25 protein-coding genes are annotated in these 24,733 nt (G+C 74.5%); 11 read left to right on the forward strand and 14 right to left on the reverse strand.

What is annotated here, in order from left to right:
• The first annotated feature begins 276 nt into the window (after positions 1-276).
• Positions 277-1,362: a cytochrome P450 family protein gene (locus ACZ66Z_RS00725; protein WP_469931780.1), complete on the forward strand. Its 1,086-nt coding sequence runs from the start codon at positions 277-279 to the stop codon at positions 1,360-1,362.
• Entirely contained in the window at positions 1,359-2,129 is a 771-nt protein-coding gene (locus ACZ66Z_RS00730) for a class I SAM-dependent methyltransferase (protein WP_469931781.1), read from the forward strand. The genes ACZ66Z_RS00725 and ACZ66Z_RS00730 overlap by 4 nt, the downstream gene beginning before the upstream one ends.
• 428 nt (positions 2,130-2,557) lie before the next feature.
• On the opposite strand, the gene opcA is transcribed toward ACZ66Z_RS00730, so the two are convergent.
• From opcA to ACZ66Z_RS00745, 3 genes are all read right to left on the reverse strand, one after another.
• Positions 2,558-3,469, reverse strand: a complete 912-nt coding sequence (gene opcA / locus ACZ66Z_RS00735) for a glucose-6-phosphate dehydrogenase assembly protein OpcA (RefSeq protein ID WP_469931782.1) — start codon at positions 3,467-3,469, stop codon at positions 2,558-2,560.
• An 82-nt stretch (positions 3,470-3,551) separates the two neighbouring features.
• Positions 3,552-4,109: a DoxX family membrane protein gene (locus ACZ66Z_RS00740; RefSeq protein ID WP_469931783.1), complete on the reverse strand. Its 558-nt coding sequence runs from the start codon at positions 4,107-4,109 to the stop codon at positions 3,552-3,554.
• A 194-nt stretch (positions 4,110-4,303) separates the two neighbouring features.
• Positions 4,304-4,555, reverse strand: coding sequence for a hypothetical protein (locus ACZ66Z_RS00745; protein WP_469931784.1), 252 nt, complete (start codon positions 4,553-4,555; stop codon positions 4,304-4,306).
• A 74-nt stretch (positions 4,556-4,629) separates the two neighbouring features.
• Between ACZ66Z_RS00745 and ACZ66Z_RS00750 the strand changes: the two genes are divergently transcribed.
• Positions 4,630-5,805, forward strand: a complete 1,176-nt coding sequence (locus tag ACZ66Z_RS00750; protein ID WP_469931785.1) for a carboxylate-amine ligase — start codon at positions 4,630-4,632, stop codon at positions 5,803-5,805.
• Positions 5,806-5,807: 2 nt separating this feature from the next.
• Here ACZ66Z_RS00750 and ACZ66Z_RS00755 read toward each other — a convergent pair whose 3' ends face one another.
• Positions 5,808-6,599 (reverse strand): 2OG-Fe dioxygenase family protein, encoded by a 792-nt coding sequence (locus tag ACZ66Z_RS00755; RefSeq protein ID WP_469931786.1) that lies wholly within the window; start codon positions 6,597-6,599, stop codon positions 5,808-5,810.
• 318 nt (positions 6,600-6,917) lie between these two features.
• Between ACZ66Z_RS00755 and ACZ66Z_RS00760 the strand changes: the two genes are divergently transcribed.
• Positions 6,918-7,340 carry a DUF350 domain-containing protein gene (locus ACZ66Z_RS00760; RefSeq protein ID WP_469931787.1) on the forward strand — a complete coding sequence of 141 codons (423 nt, stop codon included), beginning with the start codon at positions 6,918-6,920 and terminating at the stop codon, positions 7,338-7,340.
• A 30-nt stretch (positions 7,341-7,370) separates the two neighbouring features.
• On the opposite strand, the gene ACZ66Z_RS00765 is transcribed toward ACZ66Z_RS00760, so the two are convergent.
• The 3 genes from ACZ66Z_RS00765 to ACZ66Z_RS00775 all read right to left on the reverse strand — a co-directional run bounded on the left by ACZ66Z_RS00765 (position 7,371) and on the right by ACZ66Z_RS00775 (position 10,615).
• Positions 7,371-7,847 (reverse strand): hypothetical protein, encoded by a 477-nt coding sequence (locus ACZ66Z_RS00765; RefSeq protein ID WP_469932242.1) that lies wholly within the window; start codon positions 7,845-7,847, stop codon positions 7,371-7,373.
• A 2-nt stretch (positions 7,848-7,849) separates the two neighbouring features.
• Complete coding sequence (locus tag ACZ66Z_RS00770) at positions 7,850-9,286, reverse strand: WGR domain-containing protein (protein WP_469931788.1); 1,437 nt, start codon at positions 9,284-9,286, stop codon at positions 7,850-7,852.
• A gap of 117 nt (positions 9,287-9,403) precedes the next feature.
• A complete protein-coding gene (locus ACZ66Z_RS00775) occupies positions 9,404-10,615 on the reverse strand; it encodes an ROK family protein (RefSeq protein WP_469931789.1) in 1,212 nt (403 codons plus the stop codon).
• Positions 10,616-10,694: 79 nt separating this feature from the next.
• Between ACZ66Z_RS00775 and ACZ66Z_RS00780 the strand changes: the two genes are divergently transcribed.
• Positions 10,695-11,264, forward strand: a complete 570-nt coding sequence (locus tag ACZ66Z_RS00780; RefSeq protein WP_469931790.1) for a winged helix-turn-helix transcriptional regulator — start codon at positions 10,695-10,697, stop codon at positions 11,262-11,264.
• A complete protein-coding gene (locus ACZ66Z_RS00785; RefSeq protein WP_469931791.1) occupies positions 11,261-12,193 on the forward strand; it encodes a ketopantoate reductase family protein in 933 nt (310 codons plus the stop codon). The genes ACZ66Z_RS00780 and ACZ66Z_RS00785 overlap by 4 nt, the downstream gene beginning before the upstream one ends.
• Positions 12,194-12,718: 525 nt before the next feature.
• On the opposite strand, the gene ACZ66Z_RS00790 is transcribed toward ACZ66Z_RS00785, so the two are convergent.
• Together ACZ66Z_RS00790 and xylB are read right to left on the reverse strand one after the other, a co-directional pair.
• Positions 12,719-12,946 (reverse strand): hypothetical protein, encoded by a 228-nt coding sequence (locus ACZ66Z_RS00790; protein WP_469931792.1) that lies wholly within the window; start codon positions 12,944-12,946, stop codon positions 12,719-12,721.
• An 85-nt stretch (positions 12,947-13,031) separates the two neighbouring features.
• Positions 13,032-14,510, reverse strand: a complete 1,479-nt coding sequence (gene xylB, locus ACZ66Z_RS00795; protein WP_469931793.1) for a xylulokinase — start codon at positions 14,508-14,510, stop codon at positions 13,032-13,034.
• Positions 14,511-14,654: 144 nt separating this feature from the next.
• Here xylB and xylA point away from each other — a divergent pair, with 144 nt between their 5' ends.
• From xylA to ACZ66Z_RS00815, 4 genes are all read left to right on the forward strand, one after another.
• Positions 14,655-15,821: a xylose isomerase gene (xylA, locus tag ACZ66Z_RS00800; protein ID WP_469931794.1), complete on the forward strand. Its 1,167-nt coding sequence runs from the start codon at positions 14,655-14,657 to the stop codon at positions 15,819-15,821.
• Positions 15,822-15,930: 109 nt separating this feature from the next.
• Entirely contained in the window at positions 15,931-16,647 is a 717-nt protein-coding gene (locus tag ACZ66Z_RS00805; RefSeq protein ID WP_469931795.1) for a (Fe-S)-binding protein, read from the forward strand.
• Positions 16,644-18,068: a lactate utilization protein B gene (locus ACZ66Z_RS00810; protein WP_469931796.1), complete on the forward strand. Its 1,425-nt coding sequence runs from the start codon at positions 16,644-16,646 to the stop codon at positions 18,066-18,068. Before ACZ66Z_RS00805 ends, ACZ66Z_RS00810 begins: the two co-directional genes overlap by 4 nt.
• 115 nt (positions 18,069-18,183) lie before the next feature.
• Positions 18,184-18,870, forward strand: coding sequence for a LutC/YkgG family protein (locus ACZ66Z_RS00815; protein ID WP_469931797.1), 687 nt, complete (start codon positions 18,184-18,186; stop codon positions 18,868-18,870).
• 1 nt (position 18,871) lies between these two features.
• Here ACZ66Z_RS00815 and ACZ66Z_RS00820 read toward each other — a convergent pair whose 3' ends face one another.
• From ACZ66Z_RS00820 to ACZ66Z_RS00840, 5 genes are all read right to left on the reverse strand, one after another.
• Positions 18,872-19,339, reverse strand: a complete 468-nt coding sequence (locus tag ACZ66Z_RS00820) for a pyridoxamine 5'-phosphate oxidase family protein (protein WP_469931798.1) — start codon at positions 19,337-19,339, stop codon at positions 18,872-18,874.
• 34 nt (positions 19,340-19,373) lie between these two features.
• Entirely contained in the window at positions 19,374-19,616 is a 243-nt protein-coding gene (locus ACZ66Z_RS00825) for a hypothetical protein (RefSeq protein WP_469931799.1), read from the reverse strand.
• Between the two features lie 18 nt (positions 19,617-19,634).
• Complete coding sequence (locus ACZ66Z_RS00830) at positions 19,635-21,137, reverse strand: carboxylesterase/lipase family protein (protein ID WP_469931800.1); 1,503 nt, start codon at positions 21,135-21,137, stop codon at positions 19,635-19,637.
• Between the two features lie 263 nt (positions 21,138-21,400).
• Positions 21,401-22,162 (reverse strand): MerR family transcriptional regulator, encoded by a 762-nt coding sequence (locus tag ACZ66Z_RS00835; RefSeq protein WP_469931801.1) that lies wholly within the window; start codon positions 22,160-22,162, stop codon positions 21,401-21,403.
• Positions 22,163-22,233: 71 nt separating this feature from the next.
• Complete coding sequence (locus tag ACZ66Z_RS00840) at positions 22,234-22,566, reverse strand: hypothetical protein (RefSeq protein WP_469931802.1); 333 nt, start codon at positions 22,564-22,566, stop codon at positions 22,234-22,236.
• Between the two features lie 575 nt (positions 22,567-23,141).
• Here ACZ66Z_RS00840 and ACZ66Z_RS00845 point away from each other — a divergent pair.
• Positions 23,142-24,707 (forward strand): cellulase family glycosylhydrolase, encoded by a 1,566-nt coding sequence (locus ACZ66Z_RS00845; RefSeq protein ID WP_469931803.1) that lies wholly within the window; start codon positions 23,142-23,144, stop codon positions 24,705-24,707.
• The last annotated feature ends 26 nt before the right edge of the window (positions 24,708-24,733 follow it).

Raw genomic sequence — 24,733 nt, forward strand, 5'->3', positions numbered from 1 at the left:
TGCTTCACCGGCGGTTCGCCGGTCCTTCCCTGAACATCATCCGAGCCGAGCGCCGGTGACGCTACCACGCAACTGGGGTGGCTGGTATGACTACTTGCCTCAGATCTTTCACAAAGCTTCGGGGGGTTAAGGAAGATGACCGGCCAAGAGCAGACGATCGTTCACGATGTCCCGGTAGACGTTGCTCAACAGCCCAATCCCTACCCGCTCTTCGAACGCATCCGTGAGCACGGAGTCGTCCAGCGCGTCCGGCTGAATCCCACCCTTGAAGTCTGGATGGTCACCGGCTACGACGAGGCGGTGGCCGCGCTCACCGACCCCCGGCTCAGCAGCAGCCCCGTCGGGGTCAACGGCCTCGAGGAGGAGATGGCCCACCAGGAACGCACCAACGTCCTGATGGCCAGCATGCTCGTGGCCGACGGCGAGGACCACACCCGGCTGCGCAACCTCGTCTCGAAGGCCTTCACCTTCCGGCGCGTGGAGGCGCTCGCGCCCCGCATCCAGACCCACACCGACGCCTTCCTCGACGCGATCGCCGAGCGCGGATCCGCCGACCTGGTCGCGGAGTTCGCGCTGCCGTTGCCGATGACCGTGCTCAGCGAGCTCATCGGCATCCCGGCCGAGGGGCAGCCGGACTTCGCCCGCCTCGCGGTCGGTCTGATCATGCCGCCCAACACCCCGGAGCGACTCGCCAAGGGAGCGCGGGCCCGCGCCGAACTCACCGAGTTCTTCGAGCCGTTGATCGCCGCGCGCAAGGCGGATCCGAAGGACGACCTGCTGAGCGCGCTCTGCGCCGCGCAGGCCGAGGAGAGGATCAGCGACCGCGAGCTGACGGCCATGACCATCCTGCTCACGCTCGCCGGCCACGAGACCACCGCGAGCCTCATCGCGAACGGCGTCCACGCCCTCCTGCGCCACCCGGAGCAGTTCGCCGCGCTGCGCGACGACCCCTCGCTGCTGCCGGGGGCGATCGAGGAACTCCTGCGCTACGAGGGGCCGGTGAGCCGGGGCGTCGCGCGCTTCACGGTCGACGCGTACGAGATCGGCGGGGTCACCGTCCCGCCCGGCGAGATGATCATCATCGGGCTCGCCGCCGCCAACCGCGACCCCGCGCGCCACGACCGTCCCGACATCCTCGACGTGGCCCGTCGCGAGGTGCCGCAACAGCTCGCTTTCGGCCACGGTGTGCACTTCTGCCTGGGCGCTCCGCTGGCCCGCGCCGAGGCCCGGATCGCCATCGGCACCCTGCTGCGGCGCTTCCCCGACCTGCGCCTCGCCGACCCGGACGCGGACCTGAGCAGGCGCGAGGGCATCCTGCGCGGCATGGCGTCGCTGCCGGTGACCTTCACCCCGCAGGCGTGAGGGGGACCGCGGTGAAGGCGGCGGAGTTCGACGGGATCGCCCCGGGGTACGACGAGTCGCGCGGCGGTACGGCACGTGCCGCCGGTTTCGCGGAGCAGCTGGCGCCGCTGCTCGACCCGGCGCGTCCGGTGCTCGACATCGGTGTCGGGACGGGGATCGTGGCGGCCGAACTGGCGGCGCGCGGGCACACCGTGCACGGCGTCGACCTCTCGCCCGGGATGCTCGCCCGGGCGAAGGCCCGGCTCGGCGCGCGGGTGGCGGTGGGCGACGCCTGCCGGCTGCCCGTGCGGAGCGGGTCGGTGGACCAGGCGGTCTCGACCTGGCTGCTGCACGCGGGCCCGGACAACCGGGCCGTCCTGGCCGAGGTCGCGCGGGTGCTGCGGCCCGGCGGGCGCTATCTGGTGATCCCGGCGGGCGGGACGCGCCCGACGGACGACATCGGGGTCCTCGTCGGGGAGTTGGAGGACCGTCTCGATCCGGAGGGCAGCCGCCGCGACGGCCCCGAGTGGCTGGCGCCGATCGCCGCGGCGCACGGCCTCGTCTACGAGGGCACGGCGTCGGAGCGTCCGACGTCCTTCCCGGTGTCGCCACGGGCGATGGCCGAGTCGCTGACGCGCGGTCTGTTCACCGGCGCCTGGACGGTGGACGGAGAGGCCACCCGTCTGGTCGACGAGACCAGGTCCCGCCTGCTGGCCCTGCCCGACCCGGACGTCCCCCGGACCAGGGAGGCGGCCGACGTGGTCCTGGTCTTCACCCACCGCCCCTGACGGACGGTTTTTGCTGTGGACCGTCGTTCCGCCGGGACGCTGCCCCGCCGGGCCCTGTTGTGGGCAATCGTTCCGCTGGGGCGAAGGGGGTCCCCCCTGCTCGAGCGGAGCCGAGAGCTTGGGGGAGGGTGGGCACAACGGAACGGCGCCCCTGCCGGCGCCCGAGGCTCCCGCGCCCTGACCCGCACCACGTGGTGCGCCGCGCGAAGTGGTGCGGGTCCAGGCGCGGAACGCGGAGGCGCCGCTAGGGGGCGCCGTCCCGTGTGCCCACCCTCCCCCAAGCTCTCGGCTCCGCTCGAGCAGGGGGGACCCCCTCGCCCAGCGGGACGATTGCCCACACGGCGGGTGGCGGCGGGGGCGCCAGCCCGCCGGGCGCGGCCCACACGGGCGGGGGGCGGAAGCGCGCCGTCCCGGCGGGCGCCGCTTCGTCAGGCGCGTCCCCGCAGCGCCGCCGCATAGGCCTCGTCCGGATCGAGGCGGCGGAGTTCCTCGGCGATCAGCTCCGCGGTGCTCCGGACCTTCAGGGCGAGGACCCTGCTGGGCTGGCCGGGGATCGCGAGGCGCGCGACCGGCCCCGCGGGTCGGTCGATGCGGATCTCGCCGTCGGGGGTGCCCATGCGGACGGCCGTGACGACGGGGCCGTCGGTGACGATCCGGTCGACGGGGACGCCGAGCCGGACCTCGAACCAACGGGCCAGGAGTTCGGCGCTGGGGTTCTCCGCCTCGCTCTCGACGGCGGCGGAGGTGACGGTGAGCGGCGCCTGGTCGAGGGCGGCGGCCAGCATCGAGCGCCACGGGGTGAGCCGGGTCCAGGCGAGGTCGGTGTCGCCGGGGGCGTACGAGGCGGCGCGCTTCTCCAGGGCGGTGAGGGGGTCCTCGACCGCGTACATGTCGGTGATGCGGCGCTGCGCGAGCGAACCCAGCGGGTCCCGGGAGGGCACTTCGGGGGCGTCGACGGGCCACCAGACGACGACGGGGGCGTCCGGCAGGAGCAGCGGCAGGACCACGGAGTCGGCGCGGGCGCCGACTTCGCCGTACAGCCGGAGCAGGACCGTCTCGCCCGAGCCGGCGTCGGTGCCGAGCCGGACCTCGGCGTCGAGCCGGGTCTCGTTCCGGTCCCGGGGGGTGCGGGCGTGGCGCTTGACGACGACGAGGGTGCGGGAGGGGTGTTCCCGCGAGGCCTCGTTGGCCGCCTTGACGGAGTCGTACGCGTTCTCCTCGTCGGTGACGACGACGAGGGTGAGCACGGCGCCGACGGCGGGGGTGCCGACGGCCCTGCGACCCTGCAGGATCGCCTTGTTGATCTTGCTGGAGTCGGTGTCCGTCAGATCGATCTTCATGTGCGGCGCCCGTCCCTTCCTTCTCCGGCGAGCCTAACCCTCCCGCGCGGCGGACGCGTGCGGGTCCCCCTGCGGGGTCGTCCTACGCCGACTCCGACTCCGCGTCGGGAGCCGCGCCCGGGTCCGCGTCGGGGGACGCCTGTTCCACGGCGCGGCGGCCGACGACGGCCGCGGCGGCGATCGCCGCGCCGAGGAAGGCGGCGGCCACCACCCAGGGGCGGTCGAGGACGTGCCCGGTGGCGTGGTCCAGGGAGTAGCGTCCGGCGCCGGCGATGCCGAGCCCGGCGGCCGTGAAGCCGAGGAAGGCCGGGTACTCGTACCCTCCGCCCTGGGCGAAGAACCCGGCGGGGGCGTGGACGGCGACGGCTCCGGCCATGGCGCCCGCCGCGGCGGCGCCCGCGGCCGGGGTGGCGAGGCCGAGCGCGAGGAGGACGCCGCCGCCCGCCTCGCCGAGACCGGCGGCGATCGCGCTCTCGCGGCCCGGGTTGAAGCCCATGGCCTCCATCGCCTTGGTGGTGCCCTCCAGGCCGCCGCCCCCGAACCAGCCGAGGAGCTTCTGCGTGCCGTGCGCGGCGAGCACGGCACCGGTGCCGACTCTCAGCACGAGCAGTCCGAGATCGCGTCGATTGGGGTGGCCCATGGGTTCTCCAGGTGCGGGAGGCGGACGCGTACGCCGCTCACTCTCGCCCCGATCGGCTCTCACCGCCCTCCGAGGCCCCTCCGGAATGGGCCACGCGAGTCATCTTCTGCGGCTTCTGGTCACTGTCGCTCGACCGGGCGGGCTTCCGCCCACGAGGGAAGTGGGTGCGCATGCCCGCCGAGCCCACCGGGCCTTCACGGAGGCCGGGCCCCGAGGGCCGGGGCTTCCCGGTGGACAGCGGGTTCGCGGCGGAGGGCCCGGAGGAGCAGGGGACGGCCGGCCTGGAGCAGCTCGTGTCGCCGCGGCCCGAACCGTTCGCCGCCGACGCCCTGTTGATCCGTGGCACCGGCGACTTCGCGCTCGGCGCGGGGGGCCCGGGTGGAGGTGGAGCCGGAGAGCGCCGGGCAGCCCTTCCGGGCGCACACCGCCACGGCGCCGCGGGTCACCACCTTCATCATCACCTTCATCGGCGACGCGCGCCGGAGAGCGGGAACGGGTGCGTCGCACCGATGCTGGAGGAATGACCGAACATGCAGCGACAGGCCGCCCGGCCGCTTCGCCCGGGCGCATTCCGACGATCGGCGTGGAGGAGGAGTTCTTCCTCGTCGATCCGGACACCCGGTCGGTGGTGCCCGCCGGCCCGGAGGTCGTGGAGGGCGCCGGGAGGACGGTGGGCGACCTGGTCACCGAGGAGTTCGACCGGTGCCAGGTCGAAGGCCGTACTCCTCCCTGCCGCTCGGCCCGGGAGCTGCGCGAGCATCTGCGGCAGGTCCGCGGAGCGCTGGTCGCCGCGGCCCGGGCCGAGGGACGGGAGCTGTGCGCGTCGGGCACCGCGGTGCTCCAGGACGCCGGTCCGGCTCCCATGGGCGATCACCCCCGCTACCGGGCCGGGCGCGAGCAGTACCGCAGCATGATGGACGACTTCTCCCTCAGCGCGCTGCACGTGCACGTCCACCTCCCCGACCCCGAGGTCGCCGTGCTGACGGCCAACCACCTGCGGCCCTGGGTCCCGTTCCTCATCGCGCTCAGCGCCAACTCGCCGTTCCACCGCGGCAGCGACACCGGCTACGCCAGCTGGCGCTCGGTGGTCAGGAGCCGTTTCCCGTGCCTGGGGCCGCCGCCCTACGCGGCGTCGGCTGCGGAGCACGAGCGGCTGGCCGTCGTCATCGCGGACACCGAGGCCATGCTGGAACCCGGGATGCCCTTCTGGGACCTGCGCCCGAATCCCCGGTTGCCCACGCTGGAGATCCGCGCGATGGACGTCCTGCAGGACGTGGAGGACACCGTCGCGGTGGCGGTGCTCCTCCGCGCCCTGGTGGTCACGTGCGCGCAGCGGGTCCGACGGGGCGATCCGGGGCCCCGGTGGGAGGGCGAGGTGCTGCGCGCCGCCTGTTGGCAGGCGGCGCGCGACGGCTGGGGCGGCAACGGGTTCGACCCGCTGACCGGGCGGGCGGCGGCGGTGGGAGACCTCGCCGACGGCCTGGTGGGGATGGTCCGCCCCGTACTGGAGGAGTTCGGGGACCTGGACGAGGTCACCGCCCTGTTCCGGCGGATGGCCCGGCGGGGTGACGGGGCGGCCCGGCAGCGGGCCTGGGCCGGGGGCGGGGCCGGCCCGACCGGCGCGGTGGACGGACTGCTGCGCGCGACGGCGGGCGGCGTGGACGCGGCGGGAGGTGCGGGCGAGGCGGGCGGCTGAGGTCAGCGCCCGGCGAGGGTGGTGACCAGGACGTCCCTGCGGCCGGGCCGGGCGGGATCCAGCGGCTCGATCGGCGAGACCGCGTGCCAGGTCGTCCGGTCGTCGCTCAGGAGCAGCGTTCCCGGTTCGTCGAGGGTGACGGTCACGGCCTCGTGGCCGTCCGCGTCGTACACGGTGCTGCGGCCGCCGGTGACGTTCTCCCGGTCGATCAGCAGTGAGGTCACCAGGGTGACGCCGTCCTTGTGCCGTCCCTCGGGCGTGGGCAGGCCGGCTCCGTCGGCCTCGGCGAGGACCCTGAAGGGGTGCACCTTGACGTTCCACTCGGGCGCGTCGTCGAGGCCCTGGGCCACCCGTCCGAGCATCCGGACCAGCGCGTCCAGCACGGGCTCGTTCCGGAACGTGTCGGTGAGCGGTTCGAAGCGGCGGTCCCTGTCCACGTAGAGGGGGTTGGTGTCGTGCGGCTGGACGAACACGTCATGGGGCATGGTCTCGACGGCACCGGCCCGGGAGAGCAGAAGGTGCCCGTAGCGGCGCAGGCGCCGCGTCCCGGTCTCGGCCGCGTACGGGTCCGCCACCAGTGCGTCCCAGTGCGCGGCGAGACGCCGCCACACCCGGACGTCGGTGTCCAGGCACTCGGCCACGTCGGCCGGTGCCATGAGGTGCCAGCCCTTGCGCGCCACGGCGGTGCGGGCCTCGTCGATCAGGCGTCGGGAGCGGACGTCGGCCGCGTCGCGCCCTCCCTCCTCCTCGGCCCGGTTCGCATGCGTCTGTACGTCGGCGTGTCCTTCGCTCATGCAGTCCATGGTCCGTCCCGGCGGCGGCCTCGGCAGCCGCTGCACGGCATCCGGGTGCCCCGACGGCGCGACGCCCGACCGACCGGCGACCGGCCGCCCCGGCACCCTCCGGGCGTGGTTCCGGCCGACCGGCCGTCCCAGGACCGCTCCGGACGTGGTCACGGTCGGCCGGGCCGTGCGCCGCAAGCGGCGCGGTCGGCCCGGTGGCCGTTCGCCCGCGCTTCGGGCGGACGGCGGGGCCGCTCGGGCCGTGCGCTACATTTTGCCGGTCCTTGACCACCGATCCCCCGCGATCGCAACCTTCGGAGCCGGCACTTCATGAGCGACATCGTCAACGGCCTCGGCCGGGCCGGCGCCTACGGCGCCCTCGGCGTGGTCCTGCTGATCCTCGGCATCGTGCTCGTGGACCTGCTGACCCCCGGAAAGCTCGGGCGCCAGATCTGGGAGGACCGCAACCGCAACGCCGCGACCCTGCTGAGCTCGGCGCTCCTCGGGATCGGCGGCATCGTCTTCACCTCGATCTGGACGACGTACGACCACTTCGGCAAGGGGCTCGTCTCCACCGCCGCGTTCGGCCTCCTCGGTCTGGTGATGATGGCGGTGGCCTTCCTCGTCGTCGACCTGGTCACGCCGGGGAAGCTCGGTGCCACGCTCGTCGACCCCGAGCCGCACCCGGCGGTCTGGGTGACGGCCTCCTGCAACATCGCGGTCTCGGCGATCGTCTCCGCCTCGATCGCCTGAGGTCCGCCGAGTTCCACAGAGGTCCACGGTTCACCGGGACATGGGCTCCACCTCCAGGAAGCGGCGACCGCGCGGCCCCTTGTAGAGGAGGGCCTCCCAGCCGAGCCGCACCAGGGCCGGCACGCATGCGCCCAGCGCCTCCGCCTCCTCCTGGGCGGCGCCCGTCCCCGGCGGGCCGAGCCACTCCACCACGGCGGTCCCGGGCCGCTCTCCCGCCCTGACCCGGTATCCGGTGGAGAGCCGGGCCCCGGTGGCGTCGACGGAGGAGGGGGCGATCCCGCCGGACTCCAGGGCCAGGGCCACCGCGCGGACCGGTTGCCGGCGCTCCCAGTCCGCGGGCGCGGTCCTCGGGTCGCCGCCCCGGAGCAGGGTCAGCCGCCTGATCTGGAGCAGTCCGTCGACGGCCGCGCGGATCTCCCGGGACCGCTGCTCGGCGTCGGCCGGGGGCAGCGGCGGACCGTCGCCCGTGGCCGCCTCGAACACGCCCGAGCCGCCTCCCGCGCCGATGGTCACAGGAGCCGCCGGATGTCGCCGCGCACGCGGTAGAACCCGCCCGCGGCCGGGTGCAGGGCGTCCACCACGTACCGCGCGCCGGGCTCCCTGATCGCCCGCGGGAACTGCACGTTCCACTCGGATTCGTACCCCTGCGAGACGACCCGCACCCTGGTCCGGCCCGACTCGGTCACGCACTCCACGACCACCGAGCCCGCCGGCGCGTCGCTGACGGCGGTCACGGCGGTCGCGGTCGTGGCCGGCTCGTACACCGGCAGGGCGGCGGCGAGTTTGATGTCCCGCGCGACCGGGACCGTGCCCTGCTGGGCGGCCTCGATCGCGGCCTCGCTCGCGTCCACGCAGACCAGCGAACCGTCCGTCGTCACCAGGTAGAGCCGCTCGTCCCGGTACTGCATGGAGAGCGCCGAACCGCCGCCCGTGCCCAGCTTCCACAGCCGGGTGCCGTCCTCCGCGAAGCAGTAGACGGAGGAGGCCGAGTCGGCCGCGAAGACGAACCGGCCGCCGGGCGAGGTGGCGCAGGAGTAGACCGGGCTGTCGCAGGAGTACACCGCCTCCACGCGGCCGTCCTTCTTCGCGAGCCGCTGCACCTTCTTGCGGGACGTGCCGGCGTAGACCGCGGTGTCCTCCTGCCAGCCGAAGAGGACTCCTCCCTCGGTCGGCGTCCGCCACAGCTCGCCGCCGCCGTCCGGCGCATGGGCGGCGACGCCCCGCGTGTCCCCGTAGTAGACGGCGTCCCCGTCGGCGCGGACCATCCAGGCGTGCTCCCCGGCTCCGGCGCGCGCCCACTGGTGCTCGTCCTCGTGGTCGATGACGGTGAGCCGTCCGGAGCGGTCGGCGACGTGCAGGACTCCCTCGTGGATGTCGAGCCAGAAGATGTCGACGTCGGTGGCGATGTCGTACGCGGCGAAGGGGAGCTTGGACGAGAGGTCGTACACCTTGCCGTCGTCGCAGCCCGCGTAGATCCAGAAGTCGTCGGCGACCAGGCACTTGACGCCGTCCGGCAGGCTGAACCGGGCCCGCACCTCGCCGCCGCGGTCGAGCGTGAAGACGTCCCCCGCCTGGTTGCCCACCCAGCAGCGCTCCTCGTCGACGTGGATGCCGAAGGCGGCCGAGCCGGTGCGGAAGCGCCAGAGGACGGGGGCGACGGCCCGTGCGGTGGAGGGGGCGGAGGAGACCTCGCGGCGCGTCACGGCGCGCGCGGCGCGCTGCCCCGGGACGGCGGGGGCGTATCCCTTGCGGACCTTCTCGCCGATCTTCTTCGCCGCCGCGGCCTGCGCCTTCGCCGCCGTCGGGAACGTGGAGCGCTGGGTCTGCCCGTCCGAGCCGATCCGGCCGTAACGGACCGACACCGCGAGGTCCTCGACGGTCACTTCGTAGAACTTGTGGGCACCGCCGCCGTCCTGCGACAGCTCCAGATAGGTCGTCGTCGTCATGGTGAGAACGGTAGGGGCGACCACTGACAACGGCCTGCCGTGGAGCCGTGGCCCGGGACCGGAGACCTGGGCGTTCCCACCGCGCTCGGGGGCGCGGCGGGAACGCGGCCGGGTGCCTCAGGTGCCCGTCGTCGTCGCGTACGCCAGCGGGTCGGACAGGACGGCGTGGAGGACGAGGGCCGCCGCGCCGCGCGACGCGTCGGTGGTGGCGGACGCCGGGCGGAGGCGTCCGGCGTCCGGGGTCCAGAGGCCGGAGACGACGCGGGTGGCGAGCTCCTGGGCGACGGCGGGGGCCAGCCAGGGCATCAGGTGCGGATAGATGCCGCCCAGGACGACGGCCTCGGGGTCGAGGAGGTTCACGGCCCCCGACAGGGCGCGGCCGAGCATCCGGCCGGCCTCGGCGAGGGCCGCGAGGGCGCGCGACTCCCCCGCCTCGGCGCGGCGGGCGAGGTCCGGGACGCCGGTGGCGCCCGCCGAGGCGAGGAGGGCCGCCTGTCCCGCGTACTGCTCCAGGCAGCCGCGTGAACCGCAGCGGCAGCGCGGGCCTTCGGCGTCGACGACGAGGTGTCCGATCTCGCCGGCGAAGCCGTGGGCGCCGCGCAGGAGTTCGCCGTGGACGACGATCGCGCCGCCGACGCCGATCTCCCCCGTCAGGTGGAGGAAGGTGCGGAGGTGGCCGAGCCCGCCGAACCACAGCTCGGCGAGGGCCGCCGTGTTGGCCTCGTTGTCGGAGGTGAGGGGGAGGCCGGCGGTGGCGGGACGCAGGGCGTTGAGCGCCTTGCCGAAGAGGGCTTCGGCGGGGACCTCGTTCCAGCCGAGGTTGGGGGCCTGCCGGACGGTCCCGTCGGAGACGAGTCCGGGGAGCGCGAGTCCGGCGCCGGCCGGGGCGAGGTGCCGTTCGGCCGCGGCTTCCAGGGCGTCCGCGGCGATGCGTGCGGCGCGGGCGAGGACGTCGGCGGCTTCGGCGTCCCGGTTGTCGAGGCGCTCGGTGCGGCGGACGCGGTCGGTGCCGGTCAGGTCGACGACGCAGACCGTGACGTAGTCGACGTTGATCTCGACGCCGAGGCCGGCGGGTCCGGTGTCGGCCGGTTTGAGCACGGTGCCCGGCCGTCCCGCCTGCCCGCTGAAGGTCTTGCCCGACTCGACGAGGAGGCCGAGGTCGAGGAGCTGCTCGACGAGGGAGGAGACGGCGGGCCTGGTCAGCCCGACGCGGGCGGCGACGGCGGCCCGGGTCGTCTCGCCGGCTTCGTGGACGGTCCGCAGGACGAGGCTCAGGTTGTGCCGGCGCACTCCCGACTTGTCGGCCTTGGGTTCCGTGGGCTGGTTCATGGTGAGCGAGAGCCTAGTCGTCGCTTTCGGCCACGCGAAAACAGTTCGGTGACCGAACCGTCTGCGCTAGGCTCCGCCCATGACGCTTCCGCGCGACTACCGCGGTCAGACCTGTGCCCTCGCCCGGTCGATGGAGATCGTCGGCGAGCGCTGGACCCTGCTGATCCTGCGCGACGCCTTCTACGGGGTCCGCAGGTTCGGCGAGTTCGTCGCGCACCTGGGCGTCCCCCGGGCCGTCCTCACCGACCGGCTCGCCGTCCTCACCGAGGCGGGCGTCCTGGCGCGCCGCCCCGAGACGGGCACGGGCCGCCGCGAGGTCTACGGGCTCACGCCCAAGGGCGTCGCGCTCTGGCCGGCCGTCCGGGCGCTCACCGCCTGGGGCGAGGAGTTCTGCGCGGCGGAGGGCGGCCCGCGGCGCGTCTTCCTGCACGCGCGGGACGAGGCGCCGCTCGAACCGGACGGACGCTGCACCGGCTGCGGCGCGGCCGTACCCGTCCGGGACGTCCTGGTCGCCCCCGGCCCGGGGCTCGCCCCCTCGGCCCCGGACGACGACCCGGTGACGGCGGCACTCGCCCGGCCGCACCGACTGCTCACCCCTCTGCTCGTCACCGCGCCCCCGGGGCGCCTCACGAAGGGTTCACCCCGATGAAGATCCTGGTCGTCGGCGCCGGTGCCACCGGTGGCTACTTCGGCGCCCTGCTCGTCCGCGCCGGCGAGGACGTCACCTTCCTGGTCCGTCCGGCCCGGGCGGCCGCGCTGCGCGAGCGCGGGCTGCGGGTCGTGGGCCGGGACGAGGAGTGGACGGTGGAGCCCCGCCTCGTCACGGCCGACGAGCTGCGCGAACCCCACGACCTCGTCCTGCTGTCGGTGAAGTCCACCGGGCTCGACCGGGCGATCGAGGACGTCGCCCCGGCCGTCGGACCGGACACGGCGGTCGTACCGCTCCTCAACGGCCTCGCCCACATCGACGCCCTCAACGCCCGCTTCGGCCCGTCGGCCGTCCTCGGCGGCGTGGCCAAGGTCGTGACCGTCCTCGACGACGCGGGCGACATCAGGCGGCTCGCGCCGCCGGCCCATCTGTCCTTCGGAGAGCAGGACGGTACGGTCTCCGCGCGCGTGGAGCGGATCCGGAAGGTCCTCGACGGGGCGGGGATCGACGCGCCGGTGCCGGCCGACGTCCTCACGGCGATGTGGCACAAGTGGGTGTTCATCACCACGTTCGGCGCGGTGACGAGCCTGATGCGCGGCACGGTCGGCGACGTGTACGACGCCCCGGGCGGTCCCGCCCTCGGCCCGGCGCTGCTCGACGAGGCCGCCGCGGTCGCCGCCGCGGCCGGGCACCCCGTACCGGAGGAGGAGCGGGCGGCGACGCTCGCCGTGGTGTCCGCGTCGGGTTCGCCGATGGTGCCGTCGCTCTACCGCGACCTGGCGGCGGGCCGCCCGACCGAGGTCGAGCACCTCTTCGGCGACCTCACCGCCCGGGCCCGCGCCCTCGGCGTGGCGACCCCGCTGCTCGACCTGGCGACCCTGCACCTGCGCGTCCACCAGCGCCGGGTCACGGCGTCGGCGGCGGCCTGACGGGAGGACCGCCCCCGCTCGGGGGAGACGGAACGGCCTTCGGGCCGACGCCGGAGACTTCGGCCCGGCGCCGGTCCTGACCACATGAGGAAGCTCAAGGCCCTGCCGGGCGTGCCCCGTTGGGTCGCCGTCGCCGCCCACGCCGTTCCGCTGATCGTCCTGCCGTCCGGCCTCTGGCGGGTCGCCCTGGTGTCCGGCGCGCCGGTGGCCCGGGGGAGGGCCCCGTCTCGGCCCGACCGTCCACGTGCTCGGGCTGACCGTGTTCGTCGAACTGCTCGCCCTCCTGACGCCGGGTCTGGTCCGCGAGTGGGGCGAGGTGTTCCCCGCCGACTGCCGTTCCCCGGCGGACCCTGCTCTGCTTCTGCTACGTCCCGCTCGTCGCCCGGGCTCCGCTGCTCACGGCGGTGACGGTCGCGCACCACCGTCGCCGCGCGGCCCGTTGAGGGAGACCCGGAAGCCCGGCTTGCTGCGGAACCACGCGTCCGCCTCAGGGCCCTGGAGGCCGCTGCCGGCCCTTCCCGTCACTCAGGGCCGACCGCTGCGGCGGATGTGGCCGTCACTCGCCGTGGGCGGGGAGTTGTGGGCGCCCAGGCCGAAGGAGACCCGGTCGGCTCCGGCCCGGCGCAGGGCTTCCTGTTCCTGGAGCATCCCGTCGACCGTGTCCGCGCGGCCGCCGCCCCTGCGGAGGAGGGTGACGGTCAACAGGGCGCCGGTGCAGCCCAGTACGCCGAACAGGATCAGTAGAGCGGTCAAGGCGTCTCCCCCGTCGTTTTCCGCAGGGTAACCCGGCGGTCGCGGGCGGAACAGGGCATCGCGAGCCGTACGCCGGGGGCGGCCGTCAGCTCAGGAGGGTGGGTGTCGCCGCGGCCAGGACGGTCGCGATCCGGTCCCAGGTCTCCTCGTCGCGAGGGGCCGGGGGCAGGAGGACGCCCTCGCCCGTTCCCCAGGCGGTGGCCAGGGCCACCGGGTCGGCGCCGGTGACGGCGGCCGCGGCGAGGGCGGCGGCGCCGAGGGCGACGGGTTCGTCGGCGGCGGGGACGACCAGGGGGCGCCCGGAGAGTCGGCGGACGGTCTCGGTCCAGGCCCGGCCGCGCGCGCCGCCGCCGATGAGGCGCAGCGGGCGGTCCCGCACGTCGGGAGCGGCCGGGTCGAGGCCGCAGGCGGCGAGGAGTCCGTCGAGGGCGCGCAGCACGGTGAAGGCCGCGCCCTCGTAGGCGGCGCCGAGGACGGCCCGGGGGCCGGTGCCGTGCCGGAGGCCGGTGACGAGCCCGGCGGCGTGCGGGAGGTCGGGGGTGCGTTCGCCGTCGAGGTACGGGAGGACGACGACGTCGCCGCCGGGTGCGGCGTCCTCGCGGTCGAGACCGAGGAGCGCGGCGAACCGGTCCACGGCGAGCGTGCAGTTGAGGGTGCAGCCGAGCGGGAGGTACGTGCCGTCGGTGGCGGCGAAGCCGGCGAGACCGGGGTCGGCGGGGCGGACGCGGGTCGCGGCGAAGACGGTGCCGGAGGTGCCGAGGCTGACGACGGGGTGGTCGAGCAGGCCCGCGCCGCCGAGCCCGAGCCCGACGGCGGCGGCCATGTTGTCTCCGGTCCCGGCGGCGACGGCGACCGTGCGGGGCAGACCGAGCGCTTCGGCGGCGGCCGGGGCGAGGGTGCCGACGCGGGTGGCGCCGGAGGGGGCGACGGCCGGCAGCAGGGCCGGGTCCAGGCCGATGAGGTCGAGGACCTCGGGGTCGTAGGCGCCGGCGGCGGTGTCGTACCAGCAGGTGCCGGAGGCGTCCCCGGGGTCGGTGACGGCGGCTCCGGAGAGGCGCTCGGTGAGGTGGTCGTGCGGGAGGCGGACGCCGGCCGTCGCATCGGCGTGGTGCGGCTCGTGCTCGCGGAGCCACTGCCACTTGGCCGCGGTCACGGAGGCGACGGGAACGGAGCCGGTCCGGGCCGGCCAGGCACCGGGACCGCCGAGACGGGCGGCGAGGGCGGCGGCCTGGGGTGCGGAGCGGGTGTCGTTCCAGAGCAGCGCGGGGCGGAGGGGGCGCCCGTCGGCGCCGAGGGCGACGAGGCCGTGCTGCTGGCCGGCGACGGCGATGCCGGTGACGGAGGCCGCCGGGACGCCCGCCTCCCGCACCGCCGCGCGGACGGCCGCGGCGAGGGCGGTCCACCACTCCTCGGGGTCGCCCTCGCGCGCCCCGGCGGAGCCGGTGACGGCGTGCGGGGCGCGGCCGAGGGCGAGGAGCTCGCCGGTGTCGGCGTCGACGGCGGCGGCCTTGGCGGACTGCGTGGAGCTGTCCACGCCGATCACGACGGAGCGGCTCGCGGGCATGCCCCCTCCTCTTCTCTCGGTCTCTCGGTCTCTCGGTCTCTCGGTCATCGGATCACCCGGTCGCCGGGACTGGCGCGGGACCGGCTCCGTCCCGTATTAGTTATCTCAGAAAACAAATATGGCCGCCAGTAGCAGGGAGACGCCGTGACGGACTTCTCGCCCACCCCCGACGACCGCTTCACCTTCGGCCTGTGGACCGTCGGCTGGCAGGGCCGCGACCCCTTCGGCGAGGCGACCCGCCCCGCCCTCGACCCCGTGGAGGCCGTCGAGCGGCTCGCCGCCCTCGGCGCGTACGGCGTCACCTTCCACGACGACGACCTGATCCCCTTCGGGACGCCGGACGCCGAGCGCGACGCGATCGTCAAGCGCTTCCGGGACGCCCTGGACCGCACCGGGCTCGCGGTGCCCATGGCGACCACGAACCTCTTCACGCACCCCGTCTTCAAGGACGGCGCCTTCACCGCCAACGACCGGGACGTGCGCCGGTTCGCCCTGCGCAAGACCCTCCGCAACATCGACCTGGCCGTCGAGCTCGGCGCCACCACCTACGTCGCCTGGGGCGGCCGGGAGGGCGCCGAGACCGGTGCCGCGAAGGACGTCCGGGTCGCGCTCGACCGGATGAAGGAGGCCTTCGACCTGCTCGGCCAGTACGTCACCGAACAGGGCTACGACCTGCGCTTCGCGATCGAGCCCAAGCCGAACGAGCCGCGCGGCGACATCCTGCTGCCCACGATCGGGCACGCCCTCGCCTTCATCGAGCGCCTGGAGCGCCCCGAGCTCGTCGGCGTGAACCCGGAGACCGGCCACGAGCAGATGGCCGGGCTGAACTTCCCGCACGGCATCGCGCAGGCGCTGTGGGCGGGCAAGCTGTTCCACATCGACCTGAACGGCCAGTCGGGCATCAAGTACGACCAGGACCTCCGCTTCGGCGCGGGCGACCTGCGCCAGGCGTTCTGGCTGGTGGACCTCCTGGAGACGGCCGGTTACGCGGGCCCGCGCCACTTCGACTTCAAGCCGGTCCGCACCGACGGCTTCGACGGGGTGTGGGAGGCCGCGAAGAACTGCATGCGGAACTACCTGATCCTCAAGGACCGTTCGGCGGCCTTCCGCGCCGACCCGGACGTCGTGGCGGCGCTCGGCGCCTCCCGGCTGCCCGAGCTCGCCGTCCCCACGGCCGCCGACGGTCTCGCGGCGCTGCTGGCCGACCCCACGGCGTACGAGACGTTCGACCCGGACGCGGCCGCGGAGCGCTCGATGGCCTTCGAGCACCTGGACCAGCTGGCCCTGGAGCACCTGCTCGGCGTGCGCTGACGGCCCGTCCGTACGGGACCCGGCTGCTGCGACACTACGTACAGCAGGGCGACGGCGCCGTCCGGGACGGGGCCGCCGCCCGACCCGAACCGTCCCCGAGGGAGCCTCGATGCGTGTCGCCCTCTTCGTCACCTGTGTCAACGACGCCGCCTTCCCGTCGACGGGCGTGGCCACGGTCCGGCTCCTCGAACGGCTCGGCGTGGCGGTCGACTTCCCGGCGGCCCAGTCCTGCTGCGGTCAGCCGCAGTTCAACACGGGCTACCGCGCGGAGACCGAGCCGCTGGTACGGCGCACGGTGCGGGCCTTCGAGGGCTACGACCACGTCGTGACCCCGTCCGGTTCGTGCGCGGCGATGGTCCGCCGCCACTACCCGTCGTTCGGCACGGAGGCGGGGGCCCTGGCGCCGCGCGTGCACGAGCTGACGGAGTTCCTGGTGGACGTGCTCGGCGTGACGGACGTGGGCGCGTACTTCCCGCACCGGGTGACGTACCACCCGTCCTGTCACGGCCTGCGGCTCCTCGGGCTCGGGGACCGGCCGCGACGGCTCCTGGAGGCGGTGAAGGGCCTGGAGCTGGTGGAGCTGCCGGGCGCGGAGGAGTGCTGCGGCTTCGGCGGCACGTTCGCGGTGAAGAACCCGGACGTCTCGGCGGCGATGGGCGCCGACAAGATCACGAACGCACTGTCCACGGGCGCGGAGGTCCTGTGCGGCGCGGACAACTCCTGTCTGCTGCACGTGGGCGGCATGCTGAGGCGACAGGAGGCGCCGCTGCGGGCGCTGCACCTGGCGGAGATCCTGGCGAGCACGGAAGAGGAGCCCTGGCGGTGAGCGGAACGTTCCTGGGGATGCCGGCCTTCCCCGAGGCGGCGCGGGAGGCCGTGGGCAACCCGACGCTGCGGGCGAACCTGCGGCACGCGACCCGCACCATCCGGGACAAGCGGGCGCGGGCGGTGGCCGAGCTGGACGACTGGGCCGCGCTCCGCGAGGCCGGCAAGCGGATCAAGGACGAGACGCTCCGCCACCTCGACACGCACCTGCTCCGGTTGGAGGAGGCGGTGACGGCGGCGGGCGGCACCGTGCACTGGGCGGCGGACGCGGCCGAGGCCAACCGGATCGTCACCGAGCTCGTACGGGCCACCGGCGAGACCGAGGTGGTCAAGGTCAAGTCGATGGCCACCCAGGAGATCGGGCTCAACGAGCACCTGGCGGCCGAGGGCATCGCCGCGTACGAGACGGATCTCGCGGAGCTGATCGTGCAGCTCGGCGAGGACCGCCCCTCGCACATCCTGGTCCCGGCGATCCACCGCAACCGCGGCGAGATCCGCGACGTCTTCCGCGACAGGATGGGCCGTTGGGGCCGCCCGGCCCCGGAGGGGCTGAGCGACGCCCCGGCCGAACTGGCGGAGGCGGCCCGACTGCACCTGCGGGAGAAGTTCCTGCGGGCCAAGGTCGGGATCTCCGGGGCGAACTTCATGGTCGCCGAGACCGGCACCCTCGTCGTCGTCGAGTCCGAGGGCAACGGCCGCATGTGCCTGACCCTGCCCGAGACCCTCGTCTCGGTCGTGGGCATCGAGAAGGTGGTGCCGACCTGGCGGGACCTGGAGGTCTTCCTCCAGACGCTCCCCCGCTCCTCGACGGCCGAGCGGATGAACCCGTACACGAGCATGTGGACCGGCACCACCGACGGCGACGGGCCGAACGCCTTCCACCTGGTCCTCCTCGACAACGGCCGCACCGACGCCCTCGCCGACGAGGTGGGGCGGCAGGCGCTGCGCTGCATCCGCTGCTCGGCCTGCCTCAACGTCTGCCCGGTGTACGAACGGGCCGGCGGTCACGCGTACGGCTCGGTCTACCCCGGTCCGATCGGCGCGATCCTCACCCCGCAGCTGCGGGGCACCGCGAGCGAGGTCGACGCCTCGCTGCCGTACGCCTCCTCGCTGTGCGGCGCCTGCTACGAGGTGTGCCCGGTCGCCATCGACATCCCCGAGGTCCTGGTGCACCTGCGCGAGCGGGTGGCCGAGGAGGGCGGCAGGGGCCACCGCCTGGAGCGGGCCGCGATCAAGGCGTCCACCTGGGTCCTGGACCACCCCGGCGTGCTCGCCGCGGGCGAACGGCTCGCGTCCGCGGCCCGGAAGGCGCTCCCGAGGCGGCTGCCGGGTCCCGGCGCCCGCCAGTGGACCGACCACCGCGACCTGCCCGAACTGCCCGCCGAACCGTTCCGCGACTGGTGGAGGAAGAACCGCGCATGACCGACTCCCCGCGTACGGAACCGCGGACGGAACCGCGCCTGACCGACTCCCCGCGCACGCAGCCGCACCCGACCGCCGCCGCCCGTCCCCGGACTCCCGCGAGGAAGAACCGCCCATGACCGACGACTCCCGCGCGCGGATCCTCGCCCGGGTCCGCGACGCCGTCGCCGGCGCGCCCGAGGCTCCCGCCGTCGTACGCGACTACCGGCCGCGCCACGCCCCGGACGACCCCGACGTCCTCCTCGGCCTGCTCCACGAGAACCTCGCCGACTACCGGGCCCGTGTCCACCGCACCCCGCCCGACGGCGTGGCCGGGCTCGTCGCGCGGCTCCTCGCGGAACACGGCGCAGGCAGCGTCGTCGTGCCGCCCGGGCTGCCCGAGGAGTGGCTCGCCTCGACCGGGGCCGTGCGGCGGTTCGACGGGCCCCGGCTGACCCCGTACGAACTGGACGGCGCGGACGCCGTGGTGACGGGGTGCGCGGTGGCGATCGCCGAGACCGGCACGATCGTCCTGGACGGCGGCCCGGGTCAGGGCCGCCGTGCGCTGACGCTCGTCCCCGATCTGCACCTCTGCGTGGTGCGGGTCCCGGAGCAGGTGGTGGCCTCGGTGCCGCTCGCGCTCCCCCGGCTCGATCCGGGGCGCCCGCTGACCTGGATCTCCGGGCCGTCCGCGACGAGCGACATCGAACTCGACCGGGTGGAGGGCGTGCACGGGCCGCGCACGCTGGAGGTCCTCCTGGTGGTGGACGCCGAGCGGGTGGAGTCCGCCTCGGCGGCCGGGCCCACCACCGGCGCTCCCTGACTCAGGCCCCGTCCGCCCAGACGCCGTCCCGCATGATGTGCCGTCCCACGATCTCGGGCTCCTCGATCCAGGCCTCCACCGCGACCGGCCTGACCCGGAACCAGACGTAGGAGGGGCCGGAGGTACGCGGGTCCCAGCCGCACTTGGCGGCGAAGGCCTCGATCGCCGCTACCGGCACCTCGTCGCTCGGAAGGGTCGTCACCTCGCCGTCCACGAGGACGACGTCCCGGGTGTCCCCCAGTGCCAGCCGGGTACGGCCCCCGGCGGCGAGGTTCCGCCCGGTGGGGTTGGTCCGCCGGGTGCACAGCCAGACGGCCTCGCCGTCCCAGAGGAAGGCGAGCGGCACGAGGTACGGCCGCCCGTCTCCGTCGGCCGACGCCACCCAGATGTCCACCTCCTGCTCCAGCCGCGCCAGCACGTCCTTCTTTCGCTGCGCGGTGTCGCGCCGCGTCCCCTCGTTCTCGGTCACGCCCCGACCCTACGCGGCGCGGGCGCCACGGACGTCAGCTGGGGCGCGGGGTGGCGGGGGCCGTGATCCCGGGTGCGGTCCGGCTGTCCAGGAGCCGCAGGGCCCGGGCGGTTCCGGAGCCGGGTTCGACGTGGTGGACGCACAAGGGCTGTTCCGCGTCGCCTTCCACCACGATCTCTTCGAGAACGGGGTGGAGCGGGCTCCCCGGGTGCGGTTCGGCCGGGTCGACGCGTACCACGCGCAGTACCCCGCCGAGCAGCTCCGCGCGGACGCGCACGGCCGCCCGCCCCGGCCCTCACGGGTGGAGGAGGGGGAACCCGACCCGCGCCCAGAGCTCCCGGGGAACGGTCGGCAGGTCGTGCGCGTCGCAGTCGTCCGTCCGCCAGACCTTCGGCCGCCCCGGGGCTTCGTCGTACGAGGACCAGCCCGGGTCCCCGGTGGCGGCGAAGCCGGCCCAGGCCTCCCCCATCCGGCGGGCCAGGTCGTGGTCGGCGGCGGTGGGGGCGCCCCCGATGAGGAAGGTCACGCACTCCTCGTCGACGTTGCCGAAGGCGAAGGGGACGTCCGCGCAGTGCCAGGCCCGCACGACCCCGTGCGGGCCGGTGCGCCGCCGGTCGAAGACGGACCGGAACGCCCGGCCGCCGCCCCGGGCGTGCCGTTCGACGAGCCGCTGGGCGTACTCCCCGAAGAGGAGGTCACCGAAGACGGCCAGGTAGACGTCGAGCACGGGGGCGTCGGGCAGGGCGGCGCGATAGCCGGCGAGGAGCCCGTCGGGAAGGCCGAAGTCACCGGCGAACGCGGCCAGTCGCTCCTCCGTGGTGACCTGGGCGCAGCTGCCGACGGCGTCGAGCAGCCGGTACTCCTCCGTGGTGTGGCAGACGAGGAGGTCCACGTCCCGGGCCGCACCGGCGGCCAGGCCCGTGAGGGGGTCGACGGGCAGGACGTCTCCGTCGAGGACGGGGGCGTAGAGCGAGGGGTCGTAGTGGCGGGATCCGGAGGCCTGGTCGCGCCGGTACTTCTCGACGACCCGGTCGGAGGCCGCGAGCAGCGCCTGCGGAGTCGCGGAGGCGAGGGCCTCGGGAGTGGCGGGGCAGCCGGCCGCGGCGGCGACCTCGCGGGTGGTCGCGGCGGCGACGTCCAGGGGGTGGTGGGGGCTGGCGGGGCTGTGGGCGATGGCGCGGTGGAACAGGCCGCGGGCCCGGTCCATCACCATGAGGCAGGCCGCCGACGCCGCCCCCGCGGAATGACCGGCCACCGTGACGTTGCCGGGGTCGCCGCCGAACGCGGCGATGTTCTCCCGCACCCAGCGCAAGGCGGCGACCTGGTCGAGCAGGCCCCGGTTGTCGGGGAAGGCGGTCCCGTCGGCGGCGGGGACGTGTCCGAACCCCTCGAAGCCCAACCGGTAGTTGAGGGTGACCACGACCAGTCCGGCACGGGCCAGGGCGTCGCCGTCGAAGTCGGGCTGGGCGGAGGAGCCGAAGGTGTAGGCGCCGCCGTGGATCCAGACGAGGACGGGCAGGGAACCGCCGTCCGGGACCGGGGTCCACACGTTGACGGTGAGGACGTCCTCGTCGCCGGGCGACCACGCGGGGGAGCCCGGCAGCTCCGCCGACTGCGGGGCGACGGGACCGAAGGCCGTGCAGTCCCGCACCCCGGCCCAGGCGGCGGCCGGGGCGGGTTCCCGGAACCGGTGGACGCCGAACGGCGGTGCGGCGTAGGGGATTCCGAGCACGGCGACGACCTCGGGGGACGCCCGGAAGCCCCGTACCGCACCGCTGGTCGTCTTGAAGATGCCCATGGGTTCAGCTTGTCATCGCGCCCCCGACCGGCACCAACACCAAGATCATGACGATTCACACGCCGCCGGTGTCAATGCCGGGACGCGGCCGGCCCGTTCCCCACGACGGCCCGCCCGCCGGCCGCCGGCGGACAGCCCACCGGACCGGACCCCCTCCGCAGCACGGGCGAGAGGGGGCGGCCGGGAGTCGCGGGCCGACAGGCCCCGGGAGGACCCGGCCCCCACGAAGGATCCGGTGTCCCGCCGAGGGGCCCGGTCGGTCCTCAGCTCAGTCGGGTGTCCGCGTAGACGTTCATCGCCCGCTGCTGGTACTCCGCGAGGCCGACCGCGATCCTGTCGAAGTTCTCGCGGAACCGCGGGTCCTCGGCGTAGGTCCGGGCCAGACCCCGGTACGCCTCGGCGTTCGGGGTCCAGAAACGGCTGACACCCGCGTGGTGGGCCTCCACCTCGGCCTGGACCGCCGGGTCCGCGACCGGCGTGCCGGCGGCCATGTGCTCGGCGAAGCGGATCATCTGGGCGGTCACCTCGCGCTGCCACTGCTCGGTGGTCTCCGGGGTCAGCCCTTCGACGGCCCGCCGGGACTGCTCGTACGCCTCCGGCCACCGCTCCCGCGCCTCGGCCTCGATCGCGGGGTCGGCCCGGAAGCCCTCGAAGAGGTTCTCGGGGCGGTTGATGCTCACCATGTCCTGGTTCTCGCTTTCTTCCAGTTCGGCGATGGTGCGGGCGACCGTGCGGGCCAGGGTGCCGAGCCGGTCCTGCTCCGCGAGCAGCCGCGCGTGGTGCTCGCGCAGGACGGTCACGCGGTCGGCCCCGCTGTCCAGGACCTCCCGGATCTCGCGCAGGCCGAGGTCCAGCTCCCGCATGAGCAGGATCTGCTGGAGGCGCAGCAACTGGGGCTCCTCGTAGTACCGGTGCCCGTCGCTCGCGGTCCACGCGGGCGCGAGCAGGCCGACCTCGTCGTAGTGCCGCAGCGTCCGGGAGGTCACCCCGGACATCCGGGCCACATCCGCGATCGACCAGGCCATGACGGTGTCCTTCCCTCGCCGGGGACCGGTGTCTCCGGCCCCGTACGAAGACCGTAGGAGTTGACGCCGCGTCAACCGCAAGTCCTTCGGGACCCGCCACGGGGACCGAAGCCGCCCCGGGGGCCGGGCGGTCCCTTCCGGGGGCCGCCCGGCCTCGTCGTACGCGGAGCCCGCTCTCGCGGGGCGGGCTGTTGTTCGAGCGGCTCCGCGTACGAGCCCGCGGCCGGGGCGATGTCCGCCCGGGCCCGGAACCGGTGGCAGGTGAAGACGGGGGCGGCGCCGCCCTCCAGGCAGGCCTCGGCCTTGCAGAACTCCACCTTGTCCACGGTGGCGCCGTCGGCGGTGACGGCGAGCGGCACCGCGTCGCCCTCGGCGGGAGTGCCGCTCCAGGACGCGTTGGTCACCGTGACGTTCCTGCCGGACCGCGACCAGACGCCGTTCCAGCCGTTGGTGAGCTCCTGGTCACCGGCGTGGGGGGCACGTCGGCGTCCAACCGTCGAGGGGCGCGGCGGCCCGGTCGGTGAGGGTGAGTTCGGCGGTGGAGCCCGACCCCCGGTCGTCGGTCCTGTGGTCGACGCCGCACTCGACGGCGGCGGCCGGGGCCGTCGTGGCGCCGACGACCGTGGGGCCGAGGGGGGAGGGAGAGCGATGCGGCCGGCGCGGTCGGGCGCCGCCGTGTTCGCGTTCTCTGTCGGAGGGATGCCATGGGCGCGGTTCTCCTCGCGGCTCGGGGGCGGGGATGCGAAGAGCGGGGAGGTGCGACGGTCAAGCCGTGAACCAGTGGGAGCGCTCCCACTGTGCAACGGGGGGCCAACGCCGTCAAGGTGCGTGAGGAAGTCGAAGGCAAAAGTCGGGGAATTTACTCAACTCCTCTTTTGCTTGGCGGCAGTTGACGCTACGGTCTGCCCCGACCCAGTGGGAGCGATTCCATCCAGTCGGCACGCCGTCAGAGGTGTGCCCTCGCTGTGAGGACTCGCTCATGCGACATCCCCCACGTCTGTCCGCGCTGCTCGCAGGAGCGGCGCTCACGATGGCGAGCACCGCTCTCGCCGTCACGGGTACGGCCTCAGGAGCCGCGGCCGCACCCGCCTGCACGGTGGAGTACTCGGTCGTCGGCCAGTGGGCCGGCGGCTTCCAGGGCGCCGTGACCGTCACCAACAACAGTGCCGCGCTGAACGGTTGGAGCCTCGGCTTCGCCTTCCCGGCCGGCCAGGTGGTGAGTCAGGGCTGGGGCGGGAAATGGTCCCGGTCCGGGTCGTCCGTCACCGTCGTCAACGAGAGCTGGAACGGCGCGCTCGGCACGGGCGCGAAGGTCTCGGGCGGTTTCATCGCCTCCTGGACGGGCGCCAACACGGCACCCACCGCCTTCACGCTCAACGGCACCCCGTGCGACACCGACGGACCGACGCCCACGCCCACACCCACTCCGACGCCCACTCCGACGCCCACACCCACACCCACTCCGACGCCCGACCCGACCACCCCGACCACTCCGCCCACCACTCCCCCGACCACCCCGGCCCCGGTCACCGGAGCGCCCGAGCTCGGCGTCTCCGGGAACAGGTTCACCGACCAGAACGGCGCCACCCGCCGCCTCCTCGGCGTCAACCGTTCCGGCGGCGAGTTCATGTGCGTCCAGGGCCACGGCTTCTTCGACGGCCCCGTCGACGACGCCTCCGTCGAGGCGATCTCCGGCTGGAGGGCCAACACGGTCCGCATCCCCCTCAACGAGGAGTGCTGGCTCGGCCTCGACAACGTCAAGCCCGAGTACCGGGGCGCGAACTACGTCGCCGCCGTCAAGGACCTGGTGGCCAAGGTGCTCGCCCACGGCATGACCCCCGTGGTCGAACTCCACTGGACGCACGGCCAGTACACCGGGAACTCGGCGGGCTGCTCCGACGTGCACGCCACCTGCCAGAAGCCGATGCCCGACGCCCGGTACACCCCGGCGTTCTGGACCTCGGTCGCGAACGCCTTCAAGAACGACGAGCGGGTCGTCTTCGACCTCTTCAACGAGCCCTATCCGGACCGGGCGACCTCCACCGCGGCACAGGCCTGGTCCTGCTGGCGCGACGGAGGCACCTGCCCCGGCATCGGCTACGAGGTCGCCGGCATGCAGGACCTGGTGGACGCCGTCCGCGCCACGGGGTCGAAGAACCTCGTCCTCGTCCCGGGCCTCGCGTACTCCAACGACCTGAGCCAGTGGCTCGCGTACCGCCCCACGGACCCGGCGGGCAATCTGGCCGCCGCCTGGCACGTCTACAACTTCAACGCCTGCGCCGACGAGACGTGCTGGAACGACACCCTCGCCCCGGTGGCCGCCGCGGTGCCCCTCCTCGCGGGCGAGATCGGTGAGAACACCTGCGGTCACGCGTTCGTCGACCGCGTCATGAAGTGGTTCGACGACCGCGGCCTCTCGTACCTGGGCTGGACCTGGAACACCTGGAACTGCAACTCCGGCCCCGCGCTCATCACTTCGTACGACGGCACCCCGACCGCGTTCGGCATCGGGCTGCGCGACCACCTGCGCGCCCTCTCCTCCTGAGCGTCCGCCCCTTCTTCCGAAAGGAA

The organism is Streptomyces sp. NPDC107498 (genome assembly GCF_055582805.1).